The sequence below is a fragment of the Reyranella sp. genome (assembly GCF_965279625.1).
Lineage (GTDB): Bacteria > Pseudomonadota > Alphaproteobacteria > Reyranellales > Reyranellaceae > Reyranella.
On sequence record NZ_OZ257251.1, the window covers coordinates 1,994,932 to 2,011,228 of the forward strand.

A 16,297-nucleotide genomic window follows, 5' to 3' on the forward strand; every position below is an offset into this window, starting at 1 on the left:
TGAGGGTGAATGACGACCTGGCACAAGGCGGCAGAGACGAGCGCGCTGGCCGATAAGGACGTGATCGGTATCGAGATCAATGGGATGGAGATCGCCCTCTTCCGTCTAGAGGACGGCTACTTCGCCACCGCCAACATATGCACCCACCAGTTCGCCTTTCTCTCGGAGGGTTATGTTGAGAAGGGTTGCGTGGAGTGCCCGCTTCACCAGGCGTTCTTCGACATCCGCACCGGCGCCGTCGTCGAAGGCCCGCCCGAAGAGCCGCTGAAGACCTTCCCCGTGAAAGTCGAAGGCACCGACATCTTCGTCGGCGTGAGCTGACGCGCGCCTACGTTCTTCCAGGAGGATCTTCCATGGCCCCACCGATTCGCATCGACTATTCGATCGTGGGAGACGGCCCCACCGTATTCCTGACCCACGGTGTCGGCGCCCGGCGCCAGGTATGGGACGGCGTCGTCGCCCGGCTCGCGCCGCACTTCCGATGCATCTCCTACGACCTAAGGGGACATGGCGGATCCGACGGCGCGGCCGCGCCCCTCGGCGTCGACGAGTTCGCCGCCGACCTGGAGGCATTGCGAGCGGAACTCGGGATCCAGCAGGCGCACTTCATCGGCCACTCGCTCGGCGGCATGATCGTACCGACCTACACACGCGCCCATCCCGAACGCGTCAAATCGCTCAGCCTGATCTGCACGGCAGCGTTCCGCAGCCCCGAGGCAAAGGCAAATGGCGCGAAGTTCGTCGAGAAGCTCTATGCCGAAGGCATGCCCGGCATCCTCGATACGATGCTAGATCGGTGGTTCACCGAGGAATTCCGGCGCGAGCAACCCGACGTCGTCGAGACGCGGAAGCAGCAGATGCTGAACGCCGATCCCAGGGTCTACCGGGAAACCTACAAGGCGTTTGCGACCACGGACATGGGCCCCTGGCTGCACGAGATTTCCGCCCCGACGCTGGTGACGACCGGAGAATTCGATCCGGGCTGCAGTCCTGCTCTGAACGAGAAGATCGCGGCAGCCCTCCCGAATTCGGAGCTCGTCATCCTCCCCGCCCTCCGGCACTCCGTCCTGGTCGAAGCCCCGGATCTCGTCGGCAACCTGCTCCTGCGGTTCCTTCAATCGGTCGAAGCGCGCGCGGGCGGCTAAAGCGGGCCCCGGCACTCTTCCGAAGGGCGCTCGCCCGGCGCGACCGCGGCGACGGATTGCTGCCTGTAGACGTCGGGAGAGTCGCCGAGACGCCCCTCGTCGTCGGGAAAGCGCGTGCGATACACGATGGCTACGGGAATGTTCGCCGTCAGGAGTTCCCGGTGAGTCCCGACGCGCGCGATCGACCGGTCGATCTCGGCCTCGCTTACGTCGAGCGCCCAGGCAGCCAGAGCGCGGGCCTTTTCCACCCGCACACACCCGTGGCTGAAGGCGCGGACCGGACGGTCGAAGAATCTGCGGTCGTTGGTGTCGTGGAGGAAGATCAGCTGATCGTTGTCGAGCTCGAACAGAATCCGGCCGAGCGGATTCTGTGGCCCAGGCGGCATGTGACGCGCCCCCTCGAAGCGCATCATGGCGGGCGTCGGTGTCCAGGACGGGTTGAAGGTGACCGCCCAGATCGCCGTCGACAGCTCGGGCGTCGGGGTCAGCGGTCGGCCGACGACGACGCGGCTGCGCAGGACATATTTCCCGTCCTCGAGTGCGACGAGTTCGAACGACGGGATGTTGACGACGACCAGCTTGCCACGCGACGGCACCGCGATGCCGATCCCTTGCAAGGCCGCCGCCAGAGGCGAGACCGGCGGGCTTGGCGGGACCGGCGTGACGGGAGGAGCGGGGTTCGGGGCGCCGGCGCATCCTGCAATCGTGAGAAGCAGGGCGAGGACGGCCGCCGACCACGCTCGTGCGTGAGAAGAACGCATCAGCCGCCCGTGAGGAGTTCGCTGATCATTCTGCCAAGCGTCCAGCGCCGCTGGCAATTATGTCCATAGGCGCCGGCATGGAGAGCCCAGGTTTCATTGAAGGCCTCGCGATAGAGGGCCTGTGCTCGCGGGGGAGTTGCTGGCAGATGGAGATCGGCAGAGTGGCATTGCTGGAGTAGAGCATGACGGTCTCGGCCAAAATGATGGGCAGCGCGTCGACAATGCCGGCCACGGCCCCGCGACGCCTTGACCTATCTCAACAGGAGGAGCGTCACTTGCGCAGACTCTGGCGCCACAACGGCTTCAGGGCTTCCAGACAAAGGATCAGGACCACGGTCACGACCAGCGACACGCCGAGATCGTCGGCATGCAGGGGGCCGAACTGAAAGAGATCCATCGCCGGCAGCCAGGTGAGCGCCGCCGTCATCACCGAGGCCACCACGGCCAGCAGGAACCACAGGAAAAGGTTCGGGCGCCGCAGGGCCACTGACAGTGACGACGAGAAGGAGCGGTTCACGACGATCAGCCCGACATTGATCAGGACGAGGGAGGTGAACATCAGGGCACGCAGTTCTTCGGTCGGCATGTCGCGGCCGATCCCCACCAGAAGAACGACGGCAAGGGCGACCAGCGCCAGCGCGCCCTGCAACAGGCTGAAGACCATCATCGGCGTCGACAGCAGGCGGCTGTCCGCGGACCGCGGCGGCCGCTGCATCAGGTCGCGTTCCTCGGCCTCGGCCTCGAAGGCGATCGAGCAGACCGGATCGATCACCATCTCGAGGAAGGCAATGTGGATGGGGCTCAGCATGAACGGCAGGCCGAACAGCAGCGGCAGCAGCGCGAGGCCGGCGATGGGTATGTGCACCGCCACGATGTAGGCGCTCGCCTTCCGGAGATTGTCGTAGATGCGCCGGCCCAGACGAATGGTCCGCACGATCGAGCCGAAATCGTCGTCGAGCAGAACGATGGCGGAAGCCTCGCGCGCGACGTCCGTGCCACGGCCTCCCATCGCCAGGCCGATGTGAGCCGCCCTGAGCGCCGGCGCATCGTTCACTCCGTCGCCCGTCATCGCAACGATCTCGCCGTCGGCCTTCAGGGCCTGCACGAGGCGCAGCTTCTGCTCCGGCATGATGCGGGCGAACACGTTGGTCGTGCTCACGCACTCGCGCAGGGCGGCATCGTCCATGCTCTCCAGGGAATGCCCGTCGACGACCTTGCCGGCATCGAGGCCCGCCCGCCGGGCGATCGCTTGTGCCGTGGCCGGATAGTCGCCCGTGATCATGATCACCCTGATCTGCGCCGATCGGCATTCGCCGATCGCGGCCGGCACGTTCTCGCGCAGCGGATCGGCGAATCCGACGAGGCCGAGGAATTCGAGATCGAAGCCCGCCTGCACGTCCGGCAAGGGACCGTCCGGCAGTCGCGCCTGAGCGACTCCCAGCACGCGCATGCCCTCGCCCGCCATGTCCTCGACCGCGCGGTGCAGCCACGCCTGTCCGGCAGCGTCGAGGCGACAGAGAGAACCAACCGCCTCGGGTGCGCCCTTCGTCGACACGGATCGACTCCCGTCGGCGTCCTGCCAGACATGGCTCATCGCGAGCAGCGTCGGCTGGAGGCTGTAGCGTCGCACGAGCTTTCCGGCTGCAGCGCCACTGGCCTGGGCCGCGAGTGCCTTTTCCATCGGGTCGGAAGGTTCGGGCGAGCTTGCGCCCCGGGCGACCTCGATCAGGACGGCAGCCTCGGCATCTGGTTCACTGTGCCCGGCGTGCCACGTCGTTCCCGACGTGCGCACCTCCGCCAGGTTCATGCGGTTCTGGGTCATCGTGCCCGTCTTGTCGGAGCACAGGACCGTTGCGGCGCCGAGCATCTCGATCGCCGAGGCGCGACGCGTCAGGACCCGCACCCGAGACAGGCGCCACGCGCCCATGACCATGAAGGCCGTAAGCACCAGGGGAAATTCCTCGGGCAGGAGAGACATGCCGATGGCAATCCCGCCAAGCACCGCCTGCAGCCAGTCCCCTTGCAAGACCCCGATCAGGAGCACGACGGCCAGGCTGGCGGCGAGCCCAACCGCGGCGAAGATCCGGACGAGACGCCGCGTTTCCGCCTGCAGCCGCGGCGGTTCCGGGGTGATCGCCTTCAGCGATTGCCCGATGCGGCCCAGCTCGCTGTTCGGTCCGGTCGCCCGAACCACCGCAACGCCCTCGCCACGAACCGCAAGCGTGCCCGAATACAGGTACGGCGTGTTCTCGCCGCCGGGGCGCGCCATGGCGGCAATCGTGTCACCGGTGCTCTTGCCGACGGGAACCGATTCGCCGGTGAGCAGCGATTCGTCGACGACGAGGCTGCTGGCGGACACGACGATCGCGTCGGCAGGAATGCGATCGCCTTCGAGCACCACGATCGTATCGCCGCGCGCCACCTCCCGGCCCGGGATGCGGCGCCGCTCGCCGTCCCGGATGACCAGCGCGCGCGGGCTCGCCTGATCGCGCAAGGCCGCCAGCACGCGCTCGCTGCGGGTCTCCTGCACGACCGTGATCAGGACTGACATGGTCGCAAAGGCGAGCAGGACGATCGCCTCGCCGTGATCGCCGAGCACCAGGTAGATCGCACCGGCTGCGAGCAGCAGCGCAAACATCGGCTCCCGGAGCACATCGGCGACGATGCGCAGGATGCCCCGCCCGTCGCCCGTGGGAAGTTCGTTGAAGCCCTCGTCCCGCAAGCGCGCCTGCGCGTCTGCCTGCGAGAGACCCGCCCGCCACGACGTTTCGTCGTTCACGATCTCAGGTGGGGGCAACGCTCATCTCCCGGAAGAAGCTTCAGAGCCCGTGGGCCGGCGCGGTTGGCCCAACTGGTCGACCGCCAGCAGCAGGACGCCCACCCGGCTGGCTGACGAAGCCCACTCGGCGAGACGCGGATAATTGTCGACCAGCCAGTTGAACGCGATCTGGACGGCCGCGAAGGCTGCCGCGGCCTGGGTCACCTCGCCGAGCGACAACGAGCCGTCGAGGTACTTTGGAACGGACAGGATCAGGCCGATGATGGGCGCCAGCAGCGTGTTGCCGGACGATACCAAAGTGGTCCGCACATGCTGGCCGCACAATAATCGCCAATTCCTGATCACCTCGTCGAGCGCGAAACTCACCGGCCCCGCTGGTGCGCCCGCTCCCACGGCGGCGACCGGCGCCGTTCGAAGCCGGGCGACCGCAAACTTCAGCTCCGATTCAGCCTGGTTCTTCCGCTCGATGACATGCGCCATCCGGCGACCCACCAGCAGCATCGCTCCCGTCGTGACCATGGCGTAGGCGATACTGGCGAACACCAGGTAACCCGGCAGTTCGAGCCCCAGCCGCGAGGGTCCGATGGCGATCGCGCCGCCTACCGTCCACAGGACCACGACAAACGTCACGGCTGTCAGCACAGAGGAAAGCAGGCCGGTCACGAGATCTATCGGGGCATCGGTGGCGATGCGCGCATCCTCGGCGATCCGGTACTCCGCAAGCTGTGGTTCGTCGCTTCCGGCCTCGAGGCGCCGGTAGTTGCCGTTCTCTAGCCAGAGACCGAGGAGGTGCGCGGTGAGCCAGGCGCGCCACCTCCGCTGGAAGGTCATCCGTGCCCAGACTGCGAAGGCGGCGAGGAAAACGCTGCAGGCCGCGAGACCAGGGAGCAGATATGTCTGGTGGCGGATCCCCGCGCCATTGCGCTTTTCCAGCGCGTCGAAGAAGTCGCGATTCCAGACGTTCAGCCGGTACTGCACCAGAAGCTGCGCCACGACACAGAGGGCCAGCAGCCCGATCAGGGTCCACGGCACCCAGGAGTCCTTGCCGCGACCGAACCCAAGGGCACTGTGCCAGAAGCGCCTGAGCGGACCCGGGCCGACGGCGGAGGCGCCATCGTCGGTCCTCATCAGCCCCTCCGGGCCGCAAGCGCCGCCAGGCCCAGGAAGGTCGGCTCCGGCCGAACGATGACGGCGGTGGGGATCTGGCCGAGATATCCGGCGAAGCGGCCCTTCGCGGCAAAGCGTGAGCGGAACGACGAATCGCGAAGAGCCGGGAGAATGTGGGGCGCGATCCCTCCGCCGATCAGCACCCCGCCGCGGGCCGCAAAGGCGAGCGCCAGGTCGCCCGCGTAGGATCCCAGGAAGCCGCAGAACAACTCGAGCGCGGCAGCGTAGCGTGGCACCGTATCGTACAGCGCGCCCCTGACGATCTCCTCCGGAGACGGAGAGCCCGGCTCGTGGCCGTCCCGCATCGCCAGCGCCGCCTGCAGGTTGGCCAGTCCTGCCCCCGACAACACGCGTTCGGCGGACACATGACCAAAGCGGCCGCGCAGCATCTTGAGGATCGCGGCGTCGGCGGCGTCATTCGCCGCGAGCGTGGCATGCCCTGCTTCGCTGGCCACGACTCGTGGAGAAGTACCGGGAAGATAGCAGGCGACGCCAAGCCCGGTGCCCGGCGCGATCACCGCCACGGCGTCGCTCATGACGGACCCACCTTCGCCCACGGCAATCACGTCCTCGGCGCCGAGGTGAGGGACCGCCAAGGCCAGGGCCTCGAGATCGTTCACGAGATCGACCGATTGAAGACGCAGCGTTTGCCGCAGGCTTTCGGCATCGAGCGTCCAGGGGGCGTTGGTCAGTTTGCAGCGACCGCCCGAGACGGGCCCGGCCGCGGCGATCACCGCGCGATCCACGACGGTGCGCTCCGCCTGGCCGTTCAGGAAGTGATGCGCGGCATCGTGCAGGCTGGCGTAGGCGCCGGTGCGCAGAGATTCGATCGGCCCCAGCCACCCGTCGGTGAACAAGGCGAAGCGGGTTCGAGTCCCCCCGACATCGACGAGGAGGCAACTCATGGCACGCCGCCGCGAACCTGTGCGGCGATCGTCGCCTCGTACCAACGGGCCGAGGCCTTGGGGATGCGACGCTGCGTCGGATAATCCACGCGCACCAGGCCGAAGCGGTTGGCGTACCCCGCGCCCCATTCGAAATTGTCGAGCAGCGACCAGACGAAGTAGCCCCGCACGTCGGCACCCAGCGTAACGGCCTCTTCCAGCGCATCGATGTAGCGTGAGAGATAGTCGATGCGTTCGACGTCGTTCACGCCGCCCGTCGCATCGCCAGTCTCCTCCGCGCCGGCGCCGTTCTCCGTCACGTAGACCGGCAGCCGATATCTGTCGCAGGCGTCGAGCAGCGTATCCCTGAAGCCTTCGGGATCGATCTGCCATCCGATCGGCGAGCGCGGCACATTGGCCGGCGCATCGCTCCAGGCGAATCCCAGGCGCGACGCGGCGTCGGCCCTGGCGTAGATCGGCGAATAGTGGTTGACGCCGAGCCAGTCGATCGGACGCCGGATCCGCTCCATGTCGCCCTCCTGCAGGAACGGCGCAATGCGCTCGGCGAGCACCTTGGGATAGACACCGCGCACCTGCGGGTCGGCGAAGGCGCGGTTCCAGTAGTCGTCCAGCAGCGCGGCGGCAGCGCGATCGGCTTCCGTCGGCGCGACGGGTCGCACCGGCTGCAGGTTGCAGATGGTCCCGAGCGACACGCCGGGCAGATAGGCCCGCAGCACGTCGATCGCCGCGCCGTGCGCCAGGTTCACATGATGGATCGCGGCGTGATGCTGCGCCGCATCGTCTACCGCGGGCGGATGCCAACCGAACGCATAGCCGAACAGCGTGAAGACGCCCGGCTCGTTGAAGGTGGCGAACCGCTTCACCCGGTCGCCGAGGCGGCTCGCCACCAGGCGGGCATAGTCGGCGAACCAGCTCACACTGTCTCTATTGGCCCAGCCTCCGCGATCCTGCAGCGCCTGCGGCAGGTCCCAGTGGTACAGGCAGACCCAGGGCTCGATTCCCGCCGCGAGCAGCCCGTCGACCAGCCGGTCGTAGAAGGCAATCCCGCGCTCGTTCACGGGCCCCTGCCCGTCCGGCAACACGCGCGGCCAGGCGACCGAGAAACGATAGGCGCCGACGCCGATGTCGCGCATCAGGGCGATGTCCTCGGCGTACCGATGGTAATGATCGCAGGCGACGTCGCCGGTGTCGCCGTTGGCGATCCGCCCGGGCTCGTGGGAAAAGCCGTCCCAGATGCTGGGACCGCGACCGTCTTCCCGGGCCGCCCCTTCGATCTGATAGGACGACGTCGAGACGCCCCACAGGAAGTCGGGGCGCAACAGGCGCCGCGCCGGCTGCGAAGCTACGATCTCGCCGTCGAAGCCGGAAGGAGGACTGACCATCGGGGCGCTCTGCGTCAGGGGGTGAGGGCGACTTTGAGAACCCCGTCCCGCTGATGCGCGAAAAGGTCGTAGGCCTGCTCGATGTCGGCGAGCTTGAATCGGTGAGTCACCAGCGCGCCGAGATCGGCTCGCCCCGCGGCGATGACGTTCATCAGCCGCCGCATGCGCTCCTTGCCTCCGGGGCAGAGCGACGTGACGATCTTGTTATCGCCCAGGCCCGCCGTGAAGGCATCGAGCGGGATGCGCAGGTCCGTCGAATAGACGCCGAGACTCGACAGCGTGCCACCCGGCCGCAACACACGCAGCGCATTCTCGAAAGTCTGTTGCGTGCCCAGGGCTTCGATCGCGACGTCGACTCCGCGACCCGACGTGAGTTCTCGGATAGCCGCCACGGGATCGCCCTTCTTGAAGTCGACGACATGATCGATCCCCAGCTTGCGCGCGACGGCCAGCCGCGCCGGCACCGTGTCGACGCCGATCACCGTGGTGGCGCCCATCAGCCGCGCGCCCAGCGCCGCACAGAGGCCGATCGGCCCCAACGCGAACACCGCGACGATGTCGCCGATCCGGACGCTGCCGCCCTCGGCGCCCGCGAATCCGGTCGACATGATGTCGGGGCACATCAGCACCTGCTCGTCGGTCAGGTTCGACGGGACCGGAGCGAGATTCGTCATCGCGTCCGGCACCAACACGAACTCCGCCTGACAGCCGTCGATCGTGTTGCCGAAACGCCAGCCGCCTGCCGGCTTGAAGCCATGCCGCGTGTCTGGGCCATCCTGCGAGTGCGCGCCGCAGAGACAGGCGTAGCTGTGCCCGCTCGGCGTGATGGCGCCGGCAATCACGCGCTGGCCTTCCTTGTAGCCTTTGACCTCGGAGCCCAGCTTCTCGATGATTCCGACCGGCTCGTGGCCGACGATCAACCCCTTGGCGACGGGGTATTCGCCGCGAAGGATGTGCACGTCGGTGCCGCAGATCGTCGTCGTGCTGATCCGCACGAGCGCATCCAACGGGCCGACATCGGGCACCGGTCGCGACTCGAGGACGATCCGGCCCGGCTCGGCAAACACCGCCGCCATCATCTTTGGCATGGCTTCCTCCGTTGTTCGCGATCACCGTAGGCGCGAGCGACCGGTCGGGAATTGATATGCCTCAAGCCCGAACGACCTCAGTTGACCGGGTTCACCAGCCTTGTGATCGGCCGCTCAGGTCGATCGGCCGAGCCAGACTCCTACGCTTGCGAACAGGGTCCCGAGGGCGAGGGCAAACCATCCCGTTACCCAGATCAGCACCTGTTCTCCCGGCTCCGGCCACAGAGCGAGTGCCAGTCCGAACAGGAGCGCCCCCAGCCCGTCCAGCGCCAAGACCCAGTCACCATCGACTGTCTTGCGCAGCTCGAGCGCGGCCCAGAGCTGCAACGCCCCGGTCGAGATCGCCCAGATGGAAATGATCCCGACCAGGTGCCCGACGAGCAGGTCGAGCGCGAACAAGGCGCTGCCGGCACAGGCGAGGCCCGCCAGCCCAATCACACCTAGCCATATCCGTGGCGCGCCGCGGCGCGCGTGGCTCGCGGCGGTCAGGGCCAGGGTACCGTCCACGAGGGAATAGCCCCCCCAGAGGACCGCCAGACCCGTAACCGTCAACCTCGGCCAGAAGAATACGAGAAAGGCAAAGAGCAGCGCCGCCGCACCGCGCAGCAACAAGAGCGAGCGATGATCGGCAACCGCCGCAAGCACCGGCTCTCCGTTTTCAGTCTCCCCGTCCCTCACAGGCCCACCTGTTGGATTCCGTTCGCGCTCATGGTGCCAGCTAAGGGGCAAAGAGTCCCGCGATGCCGTGATCCAGATCAAGCCCGATCCGCGGCGACCGCTTGATCTGGGACAAGGCGCAGGGGCGCCCCCTCGGGTGAACTTCCCTCCAGACTCTCCGCAGAACCCCGAGGTCGCCATGCATGTCCAGCAGATCATGAGCAAGCCCGTCATCACGATCGAGGCCGGCGCCTCCGTCTTCGAGGCCGCCGAGAAACTTCTCACTTCGGGGATCAGCGCCGCGCCCGTCGTCGACACGGACGGCCGGATGATCGGCATCGTCAGCGAGGCCGACCTGATGTTCCGCGCCGAAACCGACACCTCGCCCTTCCGATCGTGGTTTCAACGCCTGCTCGCCGATGATGCGGTCATCGCCCGCGACTATGTTCGCACGCATTCACGCCGCGTGACCGACGTCATGACGAAAGACGTCGTAACGGTTGGCGAGCATACGGAAGTGAAGGAAGTCGCCGCGCTGATGAAGCGCCACAACATCAAGCGCGTACCCATCCTTCGCGATGGCAAACTGGTCGGCCTGGTGAGCCGCTCCAACCTGCTGCTGGGGCTCCTGTCGCGTCAGCCGCTCGGCGACGCGACGGCCAATGACGAGGAGATCAAGCAGCAAGTGGAAAAGGAAATCGGTCGCATCGGCGCAATTGTCGGTCCGACGACAAACGTCGTCGTCGACAAGGGCGTGGTGCATCTCTGGGGGTACGTGCGATCCGCCGAGACGCGCGATGCCATGCGCGTGGCCGCCGAAAACGTCCCCGGCGTGAAGCGCGTGGAGCACACACTCGGGCTGATACCCAATGAGATCAATTTCGCCGCCTGAACGGCACCCCCAGAAGAAGGAGCGGCAGAATGGGCTCGGGACGCGCATTGATCACCCTGTGGGCGGTTGGGAGCGCCATGACATGGGTCGGCTGGATGCTGCTCCTCAACCAGTCGTGCATCCGCCAGGCCGACGGCCGGCTGTGGTGCCAGGCGGACAATGCATGGCTTCCGTTCCTGCGCGGGGCGGCGCGGGACCCGTTCGAACTCGCCCTGATGGGACTCGTCCCCTCGGTACTGCTCCTCGTCGTCGGCATCGCCCTATTCCGGGCGCTCCGCCGCTCCTAGTCAGATCATGGAGAGCCCGATGAAAAGATCGATTGCCCTGCTGTTGCTTCTGCCTATTCCCGCCCTGGCCCAGAGCCCCCGCTACGGCGCTGCCCTGGCCGAACGCTGGTGCATGGCCTGCCACGTCGTCGAGCCCGCACCGAAGACCGCCAGCGCGAACGGCATCCCGAGCTTCTCCGCCATCGCGGCCAAGCCCACGACGACCGCCGAGCAGCTCAAGGCCTATCTGTCCGCCGGACACACGCGCATGCCCGACTTCTCTCTCAGCAACGGTGAGCGTCAGGCATTGGTCGATTATATCCTGAGCCTTCGCTAGCCCACGTGAACGGCGGGGCGCGGACGCTCATCCCAGGAGCTGGGTCGTCTGCTGGGCTTCGGGCGTCGCACCGGAAAGCGCGACGCTGGTGATCAACCGGGCCAGACGCGCGGCCTCGTCGGAATAGTCTTCTGCGGCCCGGACGCTCCAGGCGCCCTGGGCCTGCCAGAGGCTCGCGGCGTCGCGCGCCGACAGCAGCGTCAGGTATGTCGAGACATTGTCCTTGAAGCGGCGTTCGGCGAATCGTGAGACCTCGCTCTGCCAGGCTGCGCCAGCGGCAGCCCATTCCTCGAAGCAATCGGCATAGGTCGCCAGGGCCGAATTCCACGTGTTGCTCGCCGGCAGTGACTCCACGCTCGGCAGCTTGTCCGTATGCATGTCGCTCATCTCACCCTCCGCATCCGGCACCTTTTGTAAGCCCAGACGAAGCAAGGGCCGTTGATCTGCATCAACCTCGGCGAGCTTGATGCAGATCAACGCTTCCTTGGTGCCTCAATCCTAACTTCGCCCCCGCGGAGAAACCCTTTCCGCGTCCCCAGGAGACAAGCGATGAAAATGTATGCTGCGGCCCTCACGGCGGCGCTGTCCATTCTTCCCCTCGGTCTTGCGGCACAAGCGCAGACGCCTCCCAAGGGCGTGAACGCCGGCTCGCTGACCTGCACCGTTTCCGGCGGCGTCGGCTTCGTATTCGGCTCTTCCAAGGATCTCGACTGCATCCTGGCCAAGACCGACGGCACCGCCGAACACTACTCGGGCACCATCAAGAAATACGGCGTCGATCTCGGCTTCACCAAGCAGGGGCATGTCGTCTGGCTGGTCTTCGCGCCCGGTCAGGTCGCCAAGGGTGCGCTCGCCGGCGACTATGTCGGTCCGACGGCCAGCGCCTCGGCAGGTGTGGGCGCGGGCGCCAACGTCCTGATCGGTGGCGGCAACAAGCAGGTCAGCCTGCAGCCGGTCAGCGTCGAAGGCAATATAGGCCTGAACGTCGCCGCTGGACTGGCCGAAGTCACGCTCAAGGCGGCCAAGTAACCAATCAGTTCACGTAATCATGGCGGGATGCGCCCGGCGGATCCGGGTCGCATCCTGTCTCTCCCCTTCGGCGCGATGCGCCCCACGCGAGCCGTCGAACCCGAGCTCGGACCTCAAGCATGAGGCTTAGCGGCGGCGCATCTGCACGACAAGCGCCGCAATGAGTCCCGCCACCAGGTAGATGCAGCCGACGATCAGTGGAGCATAGACATCACCGAGGGACACGGCGATCGCGCGATAGGCCGATAGGGTCAGAAAGGCCAGGCTGACGGCCAGCAGCAGGCCGACGATCAGATAGGCGGCCACGGTGGCTGCGAGCCGCCGTCCGGAGGCGACGAGAACACCGGCGCCCACCGTCGCGAGCGACCTGGCCAGTGCCACCAGCAAGGAGCCGGCCTCCGAGGCAACGCTCATTTGCGCCGCACCAGGAGCGCCAGCACGAAGCCGGCGGCCGTGGCGAGACCGAGCGCCGCGAGCGGCTTGCGCCGTACAATGTCGGCAAGTCCTTCCTGCCCCGCGTCGACCGTTTTCGCGGCGACTTTCGCCTTGTCGACCCATTCGTCCGCCAGCAGGGCCGCACGCGCGAGCAATTCCCGCGCGGCTTCGGCGGCCGCGGTGGCGGCCTCCGTTCCCTCGCTCTGCGCGGCGCGGGCAATGGCTGCGGACGCCTGGTCGAGATGTTCACGCAGGGCAGCGGCTTCCGTCCCGAGGTAGCCGAACCTGTCCTTGGAAATGCACTTGGTCATGAAAATTCCCCTCCGCGCGAAGGATCGGCGCCGGAGCCGGGCAGCGCCTTGACCTGCATCAAGGCGCGGCAGGACCGCGAAGACACAATCACGCTGTGCGTACGTTCGTCTTCCGCTGCCCGAGCACGGGCTACAACGTCCAGGGCCGCTACGATGAAGGTAACGGGCCCCTGCCCGCATTCGTCGGCCAGCATTGCCTGGCCTGCAGTGGACTGCACGTCGTGGATCCGCTGACCGGCAAAAGGATGAGCGAATTGCGCGCCGTCGCCGCCCGCCGGCGATCGTCCGATCCGACTTCATCGGACGATTGACCTGAATCAACGCATCGCCGCGCGCGCCGAGTCACCATTCTCAAATCGCCATCGGGAGAAACCATTGACCCACAGTCACGCCATCGTCTGGATGGACAGCAAGGAAGCCCACGTGTTCCGTTTCAACGCCGACGATGTCGAGCGCGAGAACATCAAGGCCCACAGCCCGTTCCGGAAAGTGCACCATAAGGCGGGCGTCATCGGCGCAGGTCATGCCGCCCTCGACCTCAGCTTCCTCGATCACATCGTCGACGCCATCCGCGGCACCCAGGAGTGGCTTTTGGTCGGCCCGGCGCAGGCTAAGCAGGACCTCGTGCACCACCTCGACAAGCATCTGCCGCACGTCAGGAAGACGCTCGTAGGCGTCGAGGCGATGGATCACCCGACCGATGGAGAGCTGATCGATCATGCCCGGCGATCCTTCAAGGCCATCGATCGACTGCGGCCGAACGCCCCTGTGGGGGGCGTAGCCCACTGATCACCGGGAATGAAGGAGGTTCAGATGACCGATATTCCGATCTACTTCCTGCTGCTCGCCTGCGGCTCGTTCATGCTGCTGGGCATTTCCGTGGCCTCGGCCACCGCGCAGTACCTGCGATCCCAGCAGGCGCGGGCTGTCGTCGTCGCCCGGAAGCCGGCCAGACGCTGACCGGCGCATCCATGCGGCGGCCCCCTTCGCAGGGGTCCGCCATCGGGATCAGGCATCGAGCTGGCGCAAGGCGGCCATGTTGCAGAGATCGACGGAGCGGCTGCCGGCCTGAAGCCGGATCAGGCCCTTGCGCGCAAACTGGGTCAGGGTACGCGATACCGTCTCGATGGTGAGGCCGAGATGGTCGGCGATGTCGGAGCGCTGCATCGGCAGCTCGATATGCTCGTCGTCGCTGGAGATCCGCCGGGCCATGTCGAGAAGGAAAGTCGCGATCTTCTCCTGGGCCGTCTTGCGACCGAGCAGCAGCATGTGATCCTGGGCGCGGCCGAGACACTTCATCATCGACGCCAGCACCTGGTTGCCGAACGCCTGATCGGCGGCCGTCAGCTCGTCGAGCCGCGAGCGGCGAAAGGCCACGAGCGTGGCATCGCTCAGGGCCTCGGCGGTGAAGCGATACTCGGTCCCCGCCTCCAGCCCGAAGATGTCGCCCGGAAGGTGAAAGGCATCGATCTGCCGGCGACCGTCGCTCAGCAGCTTGCAGGTGCGGATCGAACCGGAAACCACCTTGTAGAAATACTCCGCCGGGTCCCCTTCAGCGAACAGCTCGTCACCCTTTGCCAGCATCCGCGGCAGGCCCGCCGTCGGGATGCCCGCATACTGCATGTTTGCGGCGCCCCGCAGGGCGACAGCAGCGGGAATACGAGCAGAAATCGCTGAATTCGTGTGCATGGCGGGCTCCCGACTTGGTGTGTCTTGATGGACACAGGGATAGGGCCCGGCCGGCTGGCCGACCATTCGGGTCTTGAACTAAGGGATTCTACGTAGGCGCCGGGCTCGCCGTCGGGGCCGCGAGATCGTCCAGGACGCCCGCGAACAGACGGTACTTGACGGAGACGACCGCCAGCTCGCGGGCCCAGTTCACGATGTCGCCCCACGGGTCGTTGAGCTTGCCCAGTCCCGACACCACCGCGACCACCGTCCCGACCTCGATCTTGCCCTGCAGCACCTGCCAGCCGCCGAAGCAGAGCGCCGAGGCAACGGCCAGGTGATGCATCATGTTCATCAGCAGGTTCATCGTGAACTTGATTCTGTAGATTCCCATGTTGAGCGTGAACACGCGCTCGATCGGGTCCTGCGTCCAGCCCCATCCGATGCGGCCGCCCGATGCCCCGCGACCGGCGGAGATGCGGCTCACGAGTCCGCCGCTGATGCCGCGCTTGACGAGGATGCGCGACTGGGCTCGGCGGTTGATGGCGCGCTGCAGCAAGGGAACGAAGACGACCTGCGGCAGGAAGAATGCGAGGCCCAGAAGCGCCATGCGCCAGTCGAGAAAGAGCATGTAGATGATCACGCTCGCCAACACGCCGCCCTGCAGCAGCGGCTCGGACAGGCTGACGCCCGTGAAGCCGCCGATGGGCTCGGCTTCCTCGAGCACCATGGAAATCTCGATGCCAGCTTCCTCGCCGCTGACATCTCGCGTGGCGCGATCGGCATACTCGCCAACCAGGCTGCGCAGGCGGCGCACCGAATCCTCGGCGACCCAGCCTCGATAGACGTTGAGACAGAGCTTCAGGCTCTGCTCGGAGAGCACGACGCCGACATAGGCCGCCGCCAGCCACAGCACGGTCTCGAAGGCGCCGCGATCCACCAGCACGTTGATCACGCGGCGCTGCAGCTCCAGCGGAGCCGTGCTTAGCAGGAAGACGAGGACCGAGAGGACCGCGAGGGCCGCCTGATGGCGCCCCGACGAACGCAGTACGAAGCCGAGGATGGTCGATGGCATCGCGGCATGACCGTCAGGGCCTGGCATCGAGGACACGCCTGATACTGACGACCAGGTCTGCCAGTGGCTTCTCCAGCACATCGCAGATCCCGAGACCGGACGCCCGGGCGCGCAGGGAGCGGGTCACCCGACCGCTGATCAGAAAGACCGGCAAGGTAACGCCCCGGCTGCGCAGCCGCTCGACGAGCTCCAGCCCATCGATCTCGGGCATGCGGTAGTCGATGACGAGGCAGCTGCCGGCCGGGAGCTCATCCTCGGCGAGCAGGGCTTCCGGCGTCGGATAGAGGCGGACGCTGAACCCCTCCATCTCGAGCGAGAACTTGAGAGAGTTGCGCACCGCGGCATCGTCATCGACGAGCAGAATCACATCGGGAGCCTTCAGCATGCGGCAACGTCGCCC

Annotated in this window: 22 protein-coding genes; 9 read left to right on the forward strand and 13 right to left on the reverse strand. The window is 66.6% G+C overall.

The window, feature by feature from the left end; translation table 11 throughout:
* Positions 1-9 precede the first annotated feature (9 nt).
* A complete protein-coding gene (locus ACQY78_RS09735; protein ID WP_428685055.1) occupies positions 10-321 on the forward strand; it encodes a non-heme iron oxygenase ferredoxin subunit in 312 nt (103 codons plus the stop codon).
* A 32-nt stretch (positions 322-353) separates the two neighbouring features.
* A complete protein-coding gene (locus ACQY78_RS09740) occupies positions 354-1,145 on the forward strand; it encodes an alpha/beta fold hydrolase (protein ID WP_428685057.1) in 792 nt (263 codons plus the stop codon).
* Here the strand turns inward: ACQY78_RS09740 and ACQY78_RS09745 are convergent.
* From ACQY78_RS09745 to ACQY78_RS09775, 7 genes are all read right to left on the reverse strand, one after another.
* A complete protein-coding gene (locus ACQY78_RS09745; RefSeq protein ID WP_428685059.1) occupies positions 1,142-1,762 on the reverse strand; it encodes a L,D-transpeptidase family protein in 621 nt (206 codons plus the stop codon). The two genes, ACQY78_RS09740 and ACQY78_RS09745, sit on opposite strands and share 4 nt — an antisense overlap.
* 415 nt (positions 1,763-2,177) lie before the next feature.
* A complete protein-coding gene (locus ACQY78_RS09750; protein WP_428685061.1) occupies positions 2,178-4,703 on the reverse strand; it encodes a cation-translocating P-type ATPase in 2,526 nt (841 codons plus the stop codon).
* A gap of 3 nt (positions 4,704-4,706) precedes the next feature.
* On the reverse strand, positions 4,707-5,813 hold the full coding sequence (locus ACQY78_RS09755; RefSeq protein ID WP_428685063.1) for an SbmA/BacA-like family transporter: 1,107 nt from the start codon (positions 5,811-5,813) through the stop codon (positions 4,707-4,709).
* On the reverse strand, positions 5,813-6,757 hold the full coding sequence (gene glk, locus ACQY78_RS09760; RefSeq protein WP_428685065.1) for a glucokinase: 945 nt from the start codon (positions 6,755-6,757) through the stop codon (positions 5,813-5,815). Before glk ends, ACQY78_RS09755 begins: the two co-directional genes overlap by 1 nt.
* The gene (locus ACQY78_RS09765) at positions 6,754-8,139 is read right to left on the reverse strand and encodes a GH1 family beta-glucosidase (protein ID WP_428685067.1); all 1,386 of its coding nucleotides are present in this window, start codon (positions 8,137-8,139) and stop codon (positions 6,754-6,756) included. Before ACQY78_RS09765 ends, glk begins: the two co-directional genes overlap by 4 nt.
* 14 nt (positions 8,140-8,153) lie before the next feature.
* Positions 8,154-9,227 carry a zinc-binding dehydrogenase gene (locus ACQY78_RS09770; RefSeq protein ID WP_428685069.1) on the reverse strand — a complete coding sequence of 358 codons (1,074 nt, stop codon included), beginning with the start codon at positions 9,225-9,227 and terminating at the stop codon, positions 8,154-8,156.
* A gap of 114 nt (positions 9,228-9,341) precedes the next feature.
* Positions 9,342-9,872, reverse strand: a complete 531-nt coding sequence (locus ACQY78_RS09775; RefSeq protein ID WP_428685071.1) for a DUF308 domain-containing protein — start codon at positions 9,870-9,872, stop codon at positions 9,342-9,344.
* A 100-nt stretch (positions 9,873-9,972) separates the two neighbouring features.
* Between ACQY78_RS09775 and ACQY78_RS09780 the strand changes: the two genes are divergently transcribed.
* The 3 genes from ACQY78_RS09780 to ACQY78_RS09790 all read left to right on the forward strand — a co-directional run bounded on the left by ACQY78_RS09780 (position 9,973) and on the right by ACQY78_RS09790 (position 11,379).
* Entirely contained in the window at positions 9,973-10,776 is an 804-nt protein-coding gene (locus ACQY78_RS09780; RefSeq protein WP_428685073.1) for a CBS domain-containing protein, read from the forward strand.
* A gap of 77 nt (positions 10,777-10,853) precedes the next feature.
* Positions 10,854-11,063, forward strand: a complete 210-nt coding sequence (locus tag ACQY78_RS09785; protein ID WP_428685075.1) for a hypothetical protein — start codon at positions 10,854-10,856, stop codon at positions 11,061-11,063.
* 19 nt (positions 11,064-11,082) lie between these two features.
* The gene (locus ACQY78_RS09790) at positions 11,083-11,379 is read left to right on the forward strand and encodes a c-type cytochrome (RefSeq protein ID WP_428685077.1); all 297 of its coding nucleotides are present in this window, start codon (positions 11,083-11,085) and stop codon (positions 11,377-11,379) included.
* 27 nt (positions 11,380-11,406) lie between these two features.
* On the opposite strand, the gene ACQY78_RS09795 is transcribed toward ACQY78_RS09790, so the two are convergent.
* Positions 11,407-11,766: a hypothetical protein gene (locus ACQY78_RS09795; RefSeq protein ID WP_428685079.1), complete on the reverse strand. Its 360-nt coding sequence runs from the start codon at positions 11,764-11,766 to the stop codon at positions 11,407-11,409.
* Positions 11,767-11,928: 162 nt separating this feature from the next.
* Here ACQY78_RS09795 and ACQY78_RS09800 point away from each other — a divergent pair, with 162 nt between their 5' ends.
* Entirely contained in the window at positions 11,929-12,408 is a 480-nt protein-coding gene (locus tag ACQY78_RS09800; RefSeq protein ID WP_428685081.1) for a DUF992 domain-containing protein, read from the forward strand.
* Positions 12,409-12,534: 126 nt separating this feature from the next.
* Here the strand turns inward: ACQY78_RS09800 and ACQY78_RS09805 are convergent, their stop codons facing one another.
* Entirely contained in the window at positions 12,535-12,822 is a 288-nt protein-coding gene (locus ACQY78_RS09805; protein WP_428685083.1) for a hypothetical protein, read from the reverse strand.
* Entirely contained in the window at positions 12,819-13,154 is a 336-nt protein-coding gene (locus ACQY78_RS09810) for a hypothetical protein (protein ID WP_428685085.1), read from the reverse strand. The genes ACQY78_RS09805 and ACQY78_RS09810 overlap by 4 nt, the downstream gene beginning before the upstream one ends.
* 95 nt (positions 13,155-13,249) lie before the next feature.
* Between ACQY78_RS09810 and ACQY78_RS09815 the strand changes: the two genes are divergently transcribed.
* From ACQY78_RS09815 to ACQY78_RS09825, 3 genes are all read left to right on the forward strand, one after another.
* Complete coding sequence (locus ACQY78_RS09815; RefSeq protein ID WP_428685087.1) at positions 13,250-13,465, forward strand: hypothetical protein; 216 nt, start codon at positions 13,250-13,252, stop codon at positions 13,463-13,465.
* Between the two features lie 64 nt (positions 13,466-13,529).
* Complete coding sequence (locus ACQY78_RS09820) at positions 13,530-13,943, forward strand: translational machinery protein (RefSeq protein WP_428685089.1); 414 nt, start codon at positions 13,530-13,532, stop codon at positions 13,941-13,943.
* A gap of 24 nt (positions 13,944-13,967) precedes the next feature.
* Positions 13,968-14,114: a hypothetical protein gene (locus ACQY78_RS09825; protein WP_428685091.1), complete on the forward strand. Its 147-nt coding sequence runs from the start codon at positions 13,968-13,970 to the stop codon at positions 14,112-14,114.
* Positions 14,115-14,162: 48 nt separating this feature from the next.
* Here ACQY78_RS09825 and ACQY78_RS09830 read toward each other — a convergent pair whose 3' ends face one another.
* The 3 genes from ACQY78_RS09830 to ACQY78_RS09840 form a co-directional block, all read right to left on the reverse strand.
* Complete coding sequence (locus ACQY78_RS09830; protein ID WP_428685093.1) at positions 14,163-14,843, reverse strand: helix-turn-helix domain-containing protein; 681 nt, start codon at positions 14,841-14,843, stop codon at positions 14,163-14,165.
* Positions 14,844-14,931: 88 nt separating this feature from the next.
* Positions 14,932-15,924 (reverse strand): ABC transporter ATP-binding protein, encoded by a 993-nt coding sequence (locus tag ACQY78_RS09835; protein WP_428685095.1) that lies wholly within the window; start codon positions 15,922-15,924, stop codon positions 14,932-14,934.
* Positions 15,911-16,282 (reverse strand): response regulator transcription factor, encoded by a 372-nt coding sequence (locus ACQY78_RS09840; protein WP_428685097.1) that lies wholly within the window; start codon positions 16,280-16,282, stop codon positions 15,911-15,913. Before ACQY78_RS09840 ends, ACQY78_RS09835 begins: the two co-directional genes overlap by 14 nt.
* Positions 16,283-16,297: the final 15 nt, after the last annotated feature.